We start from the raw sequence: 13,762 nt of genomic DNA, 5'->3' as shown, positions 1-13,762 counted from the left end.
ACGTCGCGCACCACGCACCACGTCACCCATCACGGAAACAGCAGCGGCCGCAACGCAGGCACCTGCCTGGCCAGTTCGTCGGCGACAATCGCCGCGAACAGATCGGCGCCGTCCGCACCCAGATGGGTGTAATCGAATGCCAGCTTGGCCTGGCCCATCGGCTCGGCGCTGGCGTTGTCCTGTGCACGCGCAGCGGCAACAGCAGGCGTGGCTGACGTCGATGTGGTCTGCGCCGGTGTCTTGCCCATGGTGGTACCCGATTGCGCGGCAAGCACCTGCTCCGGATCGGCCGGCCGCTGCGCCAGGCGCATTGCCAGCACCGGGCCCATGCCTTGCACCAGGGCGCGGCTGCGCGCATGCAGGTCGATCAATGGCACCTGCAATTCCTGTGCGAGTTTGCGCGTGGCCTCGGCCCAGGGCGCCAGATCGTCCAGCAACTGGCCGCGCGCGAACTGCCGCCGCGTCAACGGTGTGACCAGTACCGGAATCGCACCGGCAGCACGCGCCTCGGCCACATAGCGGCGCAGGTTGGCGGGGAACTCGGTCGCCAGGTCGGTGGAGCGCCCCGGCTTGCCCGGTTGATCGTTGTGGCCGAACTGGATCAGCACATACACCTGGCGATACCCGCCGCTGCGCAGCTCGTGCAGCGCGATCTCCCACGAACCTTCGGCACGGTAGTTGGACGTGCTGCGGCCGCCGCGCGCCAGATTGAGGCAGCTCAGAAACGAGGTCACATGCTGCGCGCAAAAGCTCGGCCCCCAGCCGCCCTGCACGGCGGTGGTGGAGTCGCCGACCAGGACGATCTTGCTGGCGGCAAGCGGAGGCGCAGCGGCCGCAGAGACGTTGGTGGTCGATGCCCCGGACCCGAGCGGCGTGTCGACCCGCGCGGCAGCGGCAGCATCGGCAAACGGCAGGCAGGCAGCGGCCAGCGCTGTCAGCAGCATCGGTGCAACAACACAGTCCTTACGCATGCATCACCTCGAAAACGACTGAAACACGGCTGCGCGTTCGCCAGATGGGGACGCCCAGCGCTGCGGAATCGGCCTGTCCTGCGCAGACCTCCCCGGTATGGGAACGTTCGTACAGGTGTGGCGACCGCAGGCCACGTGCTGATCGCCCCGCCGGAACGAAAGCGCTCAGAACGTACCGCGCTGGACGAAGGGCGCCTGCTGGTAGAGCCGCCGTTCGCCGCCGCGCGGGTCGTTGGCCATCCGGCTCGGCACATCGAACAGCAACGTGTCGCGGTGCTGCAGCGAGTACTGGCGCCAGCGGGGCAGGCCGCGATGATTCGGGTCGCCACTGCGTGCGAAGGCGAGCAGCGCCTCGCTCATCTGCTCGGCCATGCGCTGCGCATCGACGCCGTCGCCGGTGCGCGAGCCGGGCTGCGCAATGGTGTCGAAGACCAGCGGGATATCCAGCGTGTGGAAGGCGCCGAACTTGCCGCCCTCCAGCGGCGAACCCCAGTCCAGCTGATACACCCAGGTCGGTGCGCCCTGGCGTGCGCGCGCTTCGGCCTCTTCGACCGCACCGCGCCACGAACGGCCGGCGGTGGTCGCGGCAAAGAACACGTCCGAAGGCGAGTAGTGCGGATACAGCCGGCGATATTCGGCAATCACCACCTGCGGCAGCAGGTCGACGTACTGCTGCGCTTCCAGCCTGGCCGGCAGCTCGTCCCAGCTCAATGCGAAGTTCTTCGCGTCGTTGCCGAGAAACGCGCGCGTCTCGTCGCGGGTGTTGCCGATCACCAGCGGAATGCTGGCCGATTGCAGTGGTGCGGTCGGCCAGAACGGATGCACCGGCACATTGCGTGCATCCAGTACCGGGCCGAAGTACAGCGCGCTGTTTTCCACCCGCGAGGGGTCGCGCAGCTGCGCGGCAGCCAGCAGCTGCGCAGCCGGCAGCGTGCGGATGCGCGCAAGCGCGCCGGGCGCAAGTTTCAATGCATCCAGCAGCAACTGCGCACGCTGCGTGGCCGCACGCGGGCCGGCCACGGTGACCTGCTGCCCGCTCATGGTCCAGGCGCGGTGGAACAGGCCGCGTGCGGCCGGCATCGCCATCAGGGTGGCGATCTTGGCGCCGCCACCGGACTGGCCGAACACGGTGACATTGCCGGCATCGCCGCCGAATTCGCCGGCGTGCTGGCGCACCCACTGCAGTGCCTGGATCAGGTCCAGCTGCCCGGCATTGCCGGAGTCGGCAAAGCCGGCATCGCCCAGCTGCGCCAGCGACAGGTAGCCGAACAGGTTGAGCCGGTGATTGACGGTGACCACCACCACATCGCCGCGTTTGCACAGGCGCACGCCGTCGTACAGCGGGTCGCTGCCGGAGCCGGTGGTGTAGCCGCCGCCGTGGATGTAGAACAGGATCGGCCGCTTGCCGCCATCGCGCAGGCCCGGCGTCCACACGTTGAGGAACAGGCAGTCTTCGCTGGTGGGCTCGCTGGCCTTGAGCTGCGGCGCCGCCGCAGCATAGGCGCTGGCCTCGCGCACGTGCTGCCACGGGCTTTCCGGCAGCGCTGCCTGGAAGCGCCGCGTGGCAGTGTCGCCGCCATAGGGGATGCCCTTGAACACGCAGATGCCCTGGTCGCGATAACCGCGCAAGGCGCCGCCACGCACGCGCGCCAGCGGCGCGCTGTCGTCGCGTGGCGGCGGGGGTGCGGCGGCGCCAGCAAAGCCGGGGAGTGCTGCCGCGGCAGTGACAAGCAGGCCGCCACGCAGCAGCGTACGTCGGCGCGCGTCGGGCGTGGACGGCGCTGTCATCGCGCCGTGTCCTGCGCCGGTCCCGATGCAGGTGCTGGCGGCTGCGCCTTGGCGACATGCGCGATCCAGGCCTGGGCCAGCTGCGGCCAGGCGGCCACGGTCAGGCCGCTGCCGCTGGCGGTGCCGAAGCCATGGCCGCCCTGCGGGAAGACGTGCAGCTCGCTCGGCACACCGGCGCGCAGCAGCGCGTCGTGCATCAGCAGGCTGTTGCGCACCGATACCACGGTGTCGTCCTGCGCATGCAGCAGAAAGCTGGGCGGGGTGCGTGCATCCACATGCAGTTGCGGCGAATACGCGCGCACCTGCGCATCGCTGGGACTGCTGCCGAGCAGGCGCTCGCGCGAGCCGGGGTGCGCGTTGGCGCTGTCCATGTCGATGACCGGGTAGATCAGCAGCGCAAAATCCGGCCGCGCGCTCAGTGCATCGGCCGCATCCACCTTGGGGTAGACCTGCGCGGCGTAGCGGGTGCCCAGGCTGGCGGCGACATGGCCGCCGGCCGAGAAGCCCATCACCCCGACCCGCTGGCGGTCGATGCCGTAGCGGGCGGCATTGGCGCGGATCAGCCGCAGCGCGCGCTGTGCATCGGCCAGCGGCACGTCGGCGCCATTCGGGTGGCCTTCGTCAGGCAAGCGGTAGCGCAGCACGAACAGGGTGATGCCGGCCTGGTCGACGAAGCTCGGCACCAATGCGCTGCCCTCGTTGTCGAGCACGATGCGCTGGTAGCCGCCGCCGGGAGTGACCAACAGCGCGGTGCCGTTCGGCCGCCTGGGCCGGTAGACCACCAGGTAAGGCGTGCTGATCTGCTGGATGTAGCGATCGGGCAGGGCAGGGTCGCTGCTGCGTTGGACGATGCGCTGTGGCTCTTTGAGCGCCTTGTCTCCCGGTGCAACTCCCTTGGGCCACAGCGGGATCCGGCTGGCCTGCTCGGCAGCGGTATCGGCGCCGGGCACTTCGGCGGCCAGTGCCGGCCCGGCCAGCAGCGATCCCATCACCACCACCGTCATGCACCGGCGCATGACCTTCGAGAACGCGGCAAGAGCGCGCATCTGGCTTGTCTGTTCCATCCACCCCTCCCAGGGTTGCTGCGTTGTTGCGGCCGGTTTTGCCGCACTGCACATTGCCAATGACACCGGTTTACCATATACAGCACACCGTGCCGCTGTCGATTGGCAGTGCAACAAAAACACCTATCAGGGAGACACCCTTGAGCAACGACGCCGCCACCCCACCATCCGCCACATCCTCGCTGTCGCAGATCGCCCAGCGCTTTGTGGAGGCACGCCGTGCAGGGGCATCGCTGCCGGACTTTCCAGGGCAGATCCCCGACGATCTGCTCACCGCCTACCAGGTCCAGGATATCGCCATCAGCCAGTGGGATGACCAGGTGGTCGGCTGGAAGGTGGGCTATATCGCCGCCGAGCGCCGCGATGCATCGGGCGACGAGCGCCTGCTGGGCCCGATCTTCTCGCACAAGCTCTGGAATGCTACCGGTGGAACAACCAAATTCCCGATCTACGAAGGCGGCTTCGGTGCGGTCGAGGCCGAGTACGTGCTGCGCCTGGACGCCGACGCGCCGGCCGAGCAGACCCACTTCACCCCGGAGCAGGCGGCGCAGCTGCCGGCCACGCTGTTCATCGGCGTGGAAATCGCCAGCAGTCCGCTGGCGACCATCAACACGCTGGGCCCGCGCGTGGTGATCTCCGACTTCGGCAACAACAATGGCCTGATCCTGGGCCCGGAAGTGAGCGATTGGCTGGCGCGCGACGAAGCCGCGCTGACCGCCGAAACCCTGATCGACGACCAGCTCGTCGGCACCGGCGGGGCCACCACGCTGCCGGGCGGATTGCGCGCCGCCTACGCATTTGCGCTCAGTCGTTCGGCCCGGCGCGGGCGTCCGCTCAAGCGCGGTGATCTCATCGCCACGGGCAATGCCACCGGTATCCATGACATCGAAGTGGGACAGCATGCGCTGATTCGCTTCGCCGGCATCGGCGACATTTCGTGTACGGCTGTGTCCGCCAAGTAACGCCGGACCCAGTGACCAGACGCTTGGGAGGGCGCCAATGATCACACGCAGACATTTCCTCGGTGCCGGGCTCGGTGCCGCCGCGGCCGCCCCCTGGCTGGGCGCGGGTGCCACCACGCCGATCCCCGGCGGGCAGCTGCTGACCGCCACCGACGTGCATGTCGGCGACTACCCCACCGTGGAGGCGGTGCGGTGGTTCGGCAAGCAGCTGGAGCAACGCAGCAACGGCCGGCTCAAGCTGCGCCAGTACCACTCCGGCCAGCTGGGCCGCGAGTCCGAGGCGATCGACATGGCGCGCTTCGGCGCCATCGACATCACCCGGGTGTACTCGGGCGCGTTGAACAACACCTTTCCGCTGACCCAGGCGCTGTGCCTGCCGTACGTGTTCGACTCGGTGCCGCATCTGCGCCGCGCCATCGACGGCCATGTCGGCGACAGCGTGTTGCGCAGCTTCGAGCAGCGCGACCTGGTGGGCCTGGCGATCTACGACTCCGGCGCGCGTTGCTTCTACAACACCAAGCACCCGCTGCACCGCCCGGAAGATCTCAAGGGCCTGAAACTGCGCGTGGCATCGTCGGACATCTTCCTCAAGCTGATGCGCATGCTGGGTGCCAACCCCACCCCGATGTCGCTGGGCGAGACGTTCTCGGCGATGGAAACGCACATGATCGACGGTGCGGAAAACAACATGCGCAGCTTCCAGTCCAGCCGGCATTTCGAAGCCGCGCATTACTGGTCGCAGAGCGAGCATTCCTATGCGCCGGACATCCTGGTGATGTCGCGGCGAAGTTTCGAATCGCTGCGCCCGAACGATCGCGCCCTGGTGGTGGAACTGGCACGCGCCTCGGTACCGGTGATGCGCCAGCTGTGGGACGCGTCGGAAACCGTCGCGCGCAAGCAGGTGATCGATTACGGCGTGCAGCTCAATCAGGTCGACATGCCGGCGTTCCGCGCCGCCGCCGCGCCGCTGCTGGCCGAGTACCGCAAGCAGCCGGAGATCGAAGCGCTGTACCGCCGCATCCGCGACTTTGCATAGAGGTGACCCGATGACCGAACCCGAGACCGTCGCCGTCCCGGTCGCGCCGTTGCAGCGCGCGCTGGACCGCGTTTCCGATACCGCCGTTGGCGTGGCGTCCATCGCGCTGCTGGGCCTGGTGGTCGTGCAGGGCTGGCAGGTGTTCACCCGCTACGTGCTCAACGACTCGCCCAGCTGGACCGAGCCGGTGACGCTGCTGTTGCTCAGCACCGCGCTGAGCCTGGGCGCGGCCGCCGGCGTGCATACCAACCGCCACTTCGGCTTCTATCTGCTGGGCGAACACGTGCCGCCGCTGGTGCGCAGGGTGTTCGACCTGATCCGCCCGTTGATGATCATGTCCATCGGTGCGGTGCTGGCGTGGTGGAGCGCGGCGCTGCTGCTCGATGGCCTGGATATCAAGATGGCCGGCGCGCAGATGCCGCAAAGCATCAACTACCTGCCGCTGTCGATCGGCGGCGCGCTGATGGTGATCTTTGCCTTATACAAGCTGTGGCGTGTGCTGCGCCCGATCCAGGCCGGAGGAGTGCGCTGATGGGCATCGCGATGTTGTTGGGAACCTTCGTGGTGCTGCTGCTGATCGGCGTGCCGGTGGCGTATGCGCTGGGCGCGGCCGCACTGGCCACGCTGCTGTATCTGGACCTGCCCACGGTGGTGCTGGTGCAGCAGATTTCCGCCGGCAGCGGCTCGGCCTCGTTGATCGCCATCCCGCTGTTCATCTTCGCCGGCGAGTTGATGCTGCGCGGCGGTATCTCCGAACGCCTGATCGCGCTGGCCTCCTCGCTGGTGGGGCGCGTGCGTGGCGGCCTGGGCCAGGTCAGCGTGCTGTCGTCGCTGTTCTTCGGCGGCGTGTCCGGCTCGGCGATCGCCGACGTCTCGGCGGTCGGCGGCACCATGATCCCGCAGATGATCAAGCGCGGTTACGACCGCGATTACGCGGTCAATGTGAGCATGACCGCCGCGCTGGTGGCGTTGCTGGTGCCGCCCTCGCACAACCTGATCCTGTTCTCGGCCGCGGCCGGTGGCGGGCTGTCGATCGCCGATCTGTTCGCGGCCGGTATCTTCCCGGCGCTGCTGATGACCGCGGCGATGATGGTCACCGGTTATGCGGTGGCCCGCCACCGCGGCTACGGCACCGAGCCGTTCCCCGGCTGGCGCGCAGTGGCGCTGCGCCTGATCGGCGCGTTGCCGGGCCTGGGCCTGGTGGCGTTGATCTTCATCGGTATCCGTGCCGGCATCTTCACCGCGGTGGAGAGCGCGGCGATCGCGGTGGTGTATGCCTTGATCGTCACCGCGCTGCTGTATCGGCAGCTGCGGTGGGCCGAGTTCTTCGCCGCGGTGACGCATGCGGCGCGCACCACCGGCGTGATCCTGTTCGTGATCGCCACTGCGGCGGTGTTCGGCTGGTTGCTGGCCTACCTGCAGGTGCCGGCGGCGGCGGTGAAGTTCCTGCAGGCCATCGCCGACAGCAAGAACACGGTGCTGTTGATGATCGTGGTGATGTTGTTGCTGCTGGGCATGTTCATGGACCTGGCGCCGAAGATCCTGATCTGCACGCCGATCTTCCTGCCGGTGGTCAAGGCCTACGGCATCGACCCGATCCACTTCGGTCTGGTGATGGTGCTGGCCGGCGGCATCGGCCTGATCACCCCGCCGATCGGCTCGGTGCTGTTCATCGGCACCTCGATCGGGCAGATCACCATCGCCCAGAGCATGCGCACCATCTGGCCGTTCTGGCTGGCGGCCCTGTGCGTGCTGCTGATCGTGGCGTTCTTCCCCGAACTGTCGCTGTGGCTGCCACGCGCGCTGCGCGCGTAAGCGCCCGCGATCCCGACTGCGTCCGTCGGGCGGGCGTCGTCGGTGCGTGGCAGCGGCCTGCACGGCGCGTGCAATGCGATGTCCGCGCGCCGCGCCTCGCCCGACAAACGCCGGCCGACGTTACCGGCGCGCTGCGCAGCGTGGCTGCTGGAAGGTAGTTCCGCCCTCATCCAGGCGGCCGACGCTCCCGGCGTCGGCCGTCGTATCGCCCCGCCGAGCGGGGACTAGGAGCAAGCATGCGTGTGCGTATCGCTTCAACCCGTTTGCGTTGGCTGCTGGCCGGCGGCCTGCTGCTGTGTGCCGGGCTCGCTGCCGCGGCCGACTGGAAGCGCGGCATCGAACACCAGCGCATCGCCGACCAGGGCGACGGCACCTTCCTCAACCCGGTGCTGGCCGGCGATCACCCCGACCCGTCGGTGCTCAAGGACGGGCAGGACTACTACCTCACGCTGTCCTCGTTCGATGCGTATCCGGGCCTGCCGATCTGGCATTCGCGCGATCTGGTCAACTGGCAGCCGCTGGGCCATGCCATCACCCAGAACGTCGGCGCGATCTGGGCGCCGGATCTGATCAAGCACGGCAAGCGCTACTACATCTACTTCCCGGCGCGCCGCGGCGACCAGGGCGAGCGCAGCAACTTCGTGGTCTGGGCCGACGACATCACCGGCCCGTGGAGCGCGCCGATCGACATCGGCCTGGGCAAGTACATCGACCCCGGCCATGCGGTGGGCGAGGACGGCAAGCGCTACCTGTTCCTGAGCGGCGGCGACTACGTGCAGCTCTCCGACGACGGCCTCAAGGTGGTCGGCACCCCCAAACACGTCTACGACGGCTGGAAATACCCGGAAAGCTGGGACGTGGAAGGCTACGCGCAGGAAGGCCCCAAGATCACCCGCCACAACGGCTGGTACTACATGACCACCGCTGTCGGCGGCACCGCCGGCCCGCCGACCGGGCACATGGTGATCACCGCGCGTTCGCGCTCGATCCACGGCCCCTGGCAGAACGCGCCCGACAACCCGATCACCCGCACCAAGAGCGCCGACGAGCCGTGGTGGTCGCGCGGCCACGCCACCCTGGTGGAAGGCACCGACCAGCGCTGGTGGATGCTCTACCACGGTTACGAGCACGGCTACTGGACGCTGGGCCGGCAGGCATTGCTGGACCCGATCGAGTGGACCGCGGACGGCTGGTTCGTCGCCAAGGGCGGCGATCTGGGTACGCCGCTGAAAAAGCCCAGCGGGCAGGCCTTGCCGCACGGGCTGGCGTTGTCGGACGACTTCCGCGCCAGCACGCTGGGCCCGCAGTGGGCGTTCTTCAACCCCGCCGCCGACGAGGCCAAGCGCCTGCAGGTCGGCGATGGCGTGCTGCGCCTGCAGGGCAAGGGCAGCGCGCCGCGCGATGCCTCGCCACTGACGGTGATCGCGCCCGACCAGGCCTACCAGTTCGAGGTGCAGATGACCGTCGCGCCGGGCGGGCAGGGCGGGGCGCTGCTGTTCTACAGCGACAAGCTCTACGCCGGCGTGGGCAGCAATGGCGAGCACTTCGTCATGCACCGCTACGGCGAGGAGCGCCCGGCCAGGCTGGCGCCCAGTGCCAAGGGCGGTGCGCTGTGGCTGCGCGTCACCAACAACCGCCATATCGTCACCATCCACAGCAGCACCGACGGCACCACCTGGACCAAGTACCCGGTGCAGATGGAAGTGTCCGGCTATCACCACAACGTGGCCGGCAAGTTCCTGGCACTGAAACCGGCGCTGTATGCCGCCGGACAGGGCCAGGTGGAGTTCCGCAACTTCCGCTACCGCGCCCTGGACTGACCGTTCCGCACTGCCAGGCAGGCTGCGGCACACCCGGACGCTGCCTGCCTCGATGCTGCGGATGCGGGACATCGGCAGGCCTGCGAAGGCTTGCCGGCCCGCTGGCCGGTAGAATCCATTCAACTCGAACGGTTGACCGCTATGCCCGCCCGCAAGATGCCCGAAGAGGGAATGCCTGGCCTGCCGAAGGGCAAGGTAGCCACGATCAACGACATCGCCCGGATGTCCGGAGTCTCCAAGAAGACCGTCTCGCGGATCATCAACAACTCGCCGCTGGTGCGGCAGGACACCCGCGAGAAGGTCGAGGCGCTGATGCGCGAGGTCGGCTACGCCCCCGACCCGCTCGCGCGCGGGCTGGCGTTCCGGCGCTCGTTCCTGATCGGCATGGTCTACGACAACCCCACCGCGCAATACATCGTGGACATGCAGTACGGCGCGCTGGACGCGCTGCGCGGCTCCAGCTTCGAGCTGGTGGTACACCCCTGCGACAGCCGCAGCCCCGGCTACATCGAAGGCGTGCGCCGCTTCGCCCAGGCGCAGAAGCTGCACGGGGTGATCCTGGTCCCACGCGCCTCCGAGGACCAGGCGCTGGCCGACATGCTGGCCGAGATCGGCTGCCGCTACACCCGCATCGCCTCGGTCGCGCTGGACACCACCTCGCAGACGGTGATCACCCACGACCGCGACGGCGCCGCCGAGGCCGCCGACTACCTGCTCTCGCTCGGCCACCGCGACATCGCCCTGGTCACCGGCCCCAGCGCCTACCGTTCCTCGATCGAGCGCACCTCCGGCTTTGCCGACGCGCTGACCCGGCGCGGCATCGAACTGCCGCCCGAGCGCATCGTCGAAGCTGGCTACACCTTCGAATCGGGCGTGGCCGCGGCCGAAAAACTGCTGCTGGGCAAGAAACGCCCCACCGCCATCTTCACCGGTAACGACGAAATGGCGGCCGGTATCTACAAGGTCGCGCTACGCGCCGGCATCAACATCCCGCGCCAGCTGTCGGTGATCGGCTACGACGACAGCTCGCTGGCCTCGCGCCTGTGGCCGCCGCTGACCTCGGTGCGCCGCCACACCCGCGACACCGGCCGCACCGCCGCGGCGATGCTGATCCAGCCCGATAACGCCCCGCAACTACCCACCGCCAGCGTGCGCCCGCACCTGATCGTGCGCGACTCCTGTCAACCGCCGGAAGATTGAGCGAGGTCGAAGCCCGGGCAAGGGACGCCAGGCAAGGCGCTGGCGAGTCGCTTGTGACGGCGCGTGGCGACGGCGTTGATCATGGCAGGCAGTGGCAATCGCCTGAGGCGCACCCTCATCCGGCGCTACGCGCCGCCTTCTCCCGACGGGAGAAAGAATTCCCAAGCCGCCACGCGGCTATCGTGCACTGCGCAATGACACCGGTTAACCAGAGCCGGTAGAATGGCTTGGTGCAAGCCATTCCCCCCGCGCTTGGCACCGGAGATCGCGCATGTCCCTGTACTGCAAGACCCACTACGCCACCCATCCCGACGCCATCAAGGGCGCCAGCAACGACGACCTGCGCGAGCTCTATCTGCTCGATGGCCTGTTCGTCGACGATGCGGTCACGCTCAAGTACACCCACTACGAGCGCTTCGTGCTCGGTGGCGCAGCACCGCTCGGCACCACGCTGGAACTGCCCAGGCAGACCGAACCCGCCTCTGCCGCCGGCCATCCGTTCCTGGAGCGCCGCGAGCTGGGCATCCTCAATGTCGGCGCCGGGACCGGTAGCGTGACCGTGGACGGCACCGTCTACACGCTCGGACCGAAGGACGGCCTGTACGTGGCGATGGGCAGTACCGAAGTCAGCTTCGCCTCGGACAATGCCGCCAACCCGGCCAGGTTCTATCTGGCGTCGACACCGGCGCATGCGCGCTTCGAGACCAAGCAACTGTCGATCAAGGACGCCGTGGCGCTGGAGCGCGGCGCGCTGGAAACCAGCAACGAGCGCACCATCTACCAGTACATCGTGCCGACCACCTGCCAGTCCTCGCAGCTGCTGCTGGGCCTGACCGTGCTCAAGCCGGGCAGTGTCTGGAACACCATGCCGCCGCATCTGCACGACCGCCGCAGCGAGGTGTATTTCTACTTCGATCTCGGCGCCAACGACCGCGTCTATCACTTCATGGGCGAGCCGGACGCGCAGCGCCACATCGTGATCCAGAACAACGAAGCGGTGGTGTCGCCGCCGTGGTCCATCCACATGGGCGCCGGCACCAGCAATTACGCCTTCATCTGGGCGATGGGCGGCGAAAACCTGGATTACACCGACATGCACGTGCTGGACATCTGCCAGCTCAAGTAACCCCATGCGTGCCGGGCAGCACCGCACTCACCGCGTCGATGCGACAGCCCGATCAACGCGCCAGATCCACCCCATGCCAGCGGCCGCGCATCGCGCGGACGCACGCACTCATCCAACGTGGCACATCCAGCAGGAGCGATAAGGTAATGAGCAATCCGTTCAGTCTCGAAGGCAAGGTCGCACTGGTCACCGGTGCCAACACGGGCCTGGGCCAGGGCATCGCGCTGGCACTGGCACAGTCCGGCGCCGACATCGCCGCTGCCGGCATCCAGGCGCCGACCGAGACCGAAGAACTGGTCAAGGGCCTGGGCCGCCGCTTCGTCGCGATCCAGGCCAACCTGATCAGCGTCGAACCGGTGCAGCGCATCCTCAAGGAAACGCTGGACGGCCTGGGTCGCCTGGACATCCTGGTCAACAACGCCGGCCTGATCCGCCGCACAGACGCGGTGGATTTCAGCGAGCAGGATTGGGACGACGTGATGAACGTCAATCTGAAATCGGCCTTCTTCATGGCGCAGGCCGCCGGCCGCCATTTCATCGCCCAGGGCAGCGGCAAGATCATCAACATCGCCTCGATGCTGTCGTTCCAGGGGGGCATCCGCGTGCCGTCCTACACCGCCAGCAAGTCCGGCATCGCCGGCATCACCCGCCTGCTGGCCAACGAATGGGCCAGCAAGGGCGTGACCACCAATGCCATCGCGCCCGGCTACATGGCCACCGACAACACCGCCCAGCTGCGTGCCGACCAGGACCGCAACAAGGCCATCCTGGACCGCATCCCGGCCGCGCGCTGGGGCGTGCCGGCCGACCTGGGCGGCACCGCGGTGTTCCTGGCCAGCAGCGCCTCGGATTACGTCAACGGCGCCATCATCCCGGTCGACGGCGGCTGGCTGGCACGCTGAGTCAAACCCACGCGGTGCCTTCTCCCTCCGGGAGAAGGTGCCCGAAGGGCCGATGAGGGCCGGCGAGCACGCGCATCAGGCAAACGTGCGCTGCATACCCGGCAACGTTTCTACAGAGCCTTGATCCCTCACGGATAAGGCACCTGAAAAGCGAATCAAGACAGCACCCAGACGCGCGCAGTCACCACATTCCACATTCAAAACAACGTCCCCAAACCAATCGGAGCATCCCCATGAAAATCGCACTCATGAATGAGTTCAGTCAGGCCGGCAAGAACCCGGTGATCCTGCAGCAGCTCAACGACGTCGCCGGCGAGCAGGGCCACAGCGTCTTCAACGTCGGCATGGACGGCGACGACGACCATCGCCTGACCTACATCCACCTGGGCATCGTCGCCAGCCTGCTGCTGAACTCCAAGGCCGTGGACTTCGTCGTCGCCGGCTGCGGCACCGGCCAGGGCGCGATGATGTCGCTCAACGCGCATCCGGGCGTGTTCTGCGGCTATTGCATCGAGCCGACCGACGCCTACCTGTTCGCCCAGGTCAACAACGGCAACGCGCTGTCGCTGGCGTTCGCCAAGGGCTACGGCTGGGGCGCGGAAATCAACGTGCGCTACATCTTCGAAAAGGCCTTCAGCGGCGAGCGTGGCATGGGCTACCCGGCCGAGCGTCGCGAATCGCAGGCCGCCAACGCCGGCATCCTGACCCAGCTCAAGCAGGCCACCGCCAAGTCCTACCTGGACGGCCTGCGCGCCATCGACCCGGAACTGATCAAGCAGGCCGTGGGCGGCGAGCGTTTCCAGCAGTGCTTCTTCGACAATGCCCAGGACGCCGAGATCCGCGCCTTCGTCGCCGGCGTGCTGGGCAAGCCCGAAGCCGCCGCAGCAGCTGCGTAATTAGTCAGTGCGTTTTAGCCCCTCTCCCGCCGGGAGAGGGGTTGGGGTGAGGGTAAGGCGGAAGACAGCTGGCCTAAACGGGGAGGCTTGAAAGGCTTAAGACGACAGTACGGTCGTCCAACATTTCCTATGCCGCCGCACCCTCATCCGCCTTTCGGGCACCTTCTCCCAATGGGAGAAGG

12 protein-coding genes are annotated in these 13,762 nt (G+C 67.7%); 9 read left to right on the top strand and 3 right to left on the bottom strand.

The annotated features are described in order from the left end of the window. Nucleotides 1-29: 29 nt before the first annotated feature. The 3 genes from FHT08_RS12935 to FHT08_RS12925 all read right to left on the bottom strand — a co-directional run bounded on the left by FHT08_RS12935 (nucleotide 30) and on the right by FHT08_RS12925 (nucleotide 3,823). Entirely contained in the window at nucleotides 30-971 is a 942-nt protein-coding gene (locus FHT08_RS12935; protein ID WP_208408979.1) for a rhamnogalacturonan acetylesterase, read from the bottom strand. 165 nt (nucleotides 972-1,136) lie between these two features. Beyond that, the gene (locus tag FHT08_RS12930; RefSeq protein WP_166775287.1) at nucleotides 1,137-2,759 is read right to left on the bottom strand and encodes a carboxylesterase family protein; all 1,623 of its coding nucleotides are present in this window, start codon (nucleotides 2,757-2,759) and stop codon (nucleotides 1,137-1,139) included. Continuing rightward, a complete protein-coding gene (locus FHT08_RS12925; RefSeq protein WP_104606653.1) occupies nucleotides 2,756-3,823 on the bottom strand; it encodes an alpha/beta hydrolase in 1,068 nt (355 codons plus the stop codon). The genes FHT08_RS12930 and FHT08_RS12925 overlap by 4 nt, the downstream gene beginning before the upstream one ends. A 140-nt stretch (nucleotides 3,824-3,963) precedes the next feature. Here FHT08_RS12925 and FHT08_RS12920 point away from each other — a divergent pair, with 140 nt between their 5' ends. The 9 genes from FHT08_RS12920 to FHT08_RS12880 all read left to right on the top strand — a co-directional run bounded on the left by FHT08_RS12920 (nucleotide 3,964) and on the right by FHT08_RS12880 (nucleotide 13,580). After that, nucleotides 3,964-4,785 carry a 2-keto-4-pentenoate hydratase gene (locus FHT08_RS12920; protein ID WP_104606654.1) on the top strand — a complete coding sequence of 274 codons (822 nt, stop codon included), beginning with the start codon at nucleotides 3,964-3,966 and terminating at the stop codon, nucleotides 4,783-4,785. Nucleotides 4,786-4,822: 37 nt separating this feature from the next. Next, the gene (locus FHT08_RS12915) at nucleotides 4,823-5,821 is read left to right on the top strand and encodes a TRAP transporter substrate-binding protein (protein ID WP_104606655.1); all 999 of its coding nucleotides are present in this window, start codon (nucleotides 4,823-4,825) and stop codon (nucleotides 5,819-5,821) included. Nucleotides 5,822-5,831: 10 nt separating this feature from the next. Continuing rightward, nucleotides 5,832-6,353, top strand: a complete 522-nt coding sequence (locus FHT08_RS12910; RefSeq protein ID WP_016901233.1) for a TRAP transporter small permease — start codon at nucleotides 5,832-5,834, stop codon at nucleotides 6,351-6,353. Next, entirely contained in the window at nucleotides 6,353-7,636 is a 1,284-nt protein-coding gene (locus FHT08_RS12905) for a TRAP transporter large permease (RefSeq protein WP_104535644.1), read from the top strand. Before FHT08_RS12910 ends, FHT08_RS12905 begins: the two co-directional genes overlap by 1 nt. Nucleotides 7,637-7,872: 236 nt before the next feature. Next, nucleotides 7,873-9,456 (top strand): family 43 glycosylhydrolase, encoded by a 1,584-nt coding sequence (locus FHT08_RS12900; RefSeq protein WP_104538976.1) that lies wholly within the window; start codon nucleotides 7,873-7,875, stop codon nucleotides 9,454-9,456. A 141-nt stretch (nucleotides 9,457-9,597) separates the two neighbouring features. Beyond that, complete coding sequence (locus FHT08_RS12895) at nucleotides 9,598-10,656, top strand: LacI family DNA-binding transcriptional regulator (protein ID WP_181109262.1); 1,059 nt, start codon at nucleotides 9,598-9,600, stop codon at nucleotides 10,654-10,656. 271 nt (nucleotides 10,657-10,927) lie between these two features. Next, nucleotides 10,928-11,782 carry a 5-dehydro-4-deoxy-D-glucuronate isomerase gene (kduI, locus tag FHT08_RS12890; RefSeq protein ID WP_104538974.1) on the top strand — a complete coding sequence of 285 codons (855 nt, stop codon included), beginning with the start codon at nucleotides 10,928-10,930 and terminating at the stop codon, nucleotides 11,780-11,782. A gap of 146 nt (nucleotides 11,783-11,928) precedes the next feature. Then, on the top strand, nucleotides 11,929-12,684 hold the full coding sequence (gene kduD / locus FHT08_RS12885; RefSeq protein WP_104538973.1) for a 2-dehydro-3-deoxy-D-gluconate 5-dehydrogenase KduD: 756 nt from the start codon (nucleotides 11,929-11,931) through the stop codon (nucleotides 12,682-12,684). Between the two features lie 233 nt (nucleotides 12,685-12,917). Continuing rightward, complete coding sequence (locus FHT08_RS12880; RefSeq protein WP_166775285.1) at nucleotides 12,918-13,580, top strand: RpiB/LacA/LacB family sugar-phosphate isomerase; 663 nt, start codon at nucleotides 12,918-12,920, stop codon at nucleotides 13,578-13,580. The last annotated feature ends 182 nt before the right edge of the window (nucleotides 13,581-13,762 follow it).

The organism is Xanthomonas sp. CFBP 8151, assembly GCF_011761885.1.
Classification (GTDB): Bacteria; Pseudomonadota; Gammaproteobacteria; order Xanthomonadales; family Xanthomonadaceae; genus Xanthomonas; species Xanthomonas arboricola_B.
The sequence above is the reverse complement of the archived record's forward strand: the minus strand, read 5'-3'. Positions and strand labels throughout refer to the sequence as shown.

What these genes read in the sequence shown, in the direction of transcription:
- FHT08_RS12935 (WP_208408979.1), bottom strand. Translation starts at nt 971, where the DNA reads ATGCGTAAGGACTGTGTTGTTGCACCGATGCTGCTGACAGCGCTGGCC.
- FHT08_RS12930 (WP_166775287.1), bottom strand. Translation starts at nt 2,759, where the DNA reads ATGACAGCGCCGTCCACGCCCGACGCGCGCCGACGTACGCTGCTGCGT.
- FHT08_RS12925 (WP_104606653.1), bottom strand. Translation starts at nt 3,823, where the DNA reads ATGGAACAGACAAGCCAGATGCGCGCTCTTGCCGCGTTCTCGAAGGTC.
- FHT08_RS12915 (WP_104606655.1), top strand. Translation starts at nt 4,823, where the DNA reads ATGATCACACGCAGACATTTCCTCGGTGCCGGGCTCGGTGCCGCCGCG.
- FHT08_RS12910 (WP_016901233.1), top strand. Translation starts at nt 5,832, where the DNA reads ATGACCGAACCCGAGACCGTCGCCGTCCCGGTCGCGCCGTTGCAGCGC.
- FHT08_RS12905 (WP_104535644.1), top strand. Translation starts at nt 6,353, where the DNA reads ATGGGCATCGCGATGTTGTTGGGAACCTTCGTGGTGCTGCTGCTGATC.
- FHT08_RS12900 (WP_104538976.1), top strand. Translation starts at nt 7,873, where the DNA reads ATGCGTGTGCGTATCGCTTCAACCCGTTTGCGTTGGCTGCTGGCCGGC.
- FHT08_RS12895 (WP_181109262.1), top strand. Translation starts at nt 9,598, where the DNA reads ATGCCCGCCCGCAAGATGCCCGAAGAGGGAATGCCTGGCCTGCCGAAG.
- kduI (WP_104538974.1), top strand. Translation starts at nt 10,928, where the DNA reads ATGTCCCTGTACTGCAAGACCCACTACGCCACCCATCCCGACGCCATC.
- kduD (WP_104538973.1), top strand. Translation starts at nt 11,929, where the DNA reads ATGAGCAATCCGTTCAGTCTCGAAGGCAAGGTCGCACTGGTCACCGGT.
- FHT08_RS12880 (WP_166775285.1), top strand. Translation starts at nt 12,918, where the DNA reads ATGAAAATCGCACTCATGAATGAGTTCAGTCAGGCCGGCAAGAACCCG.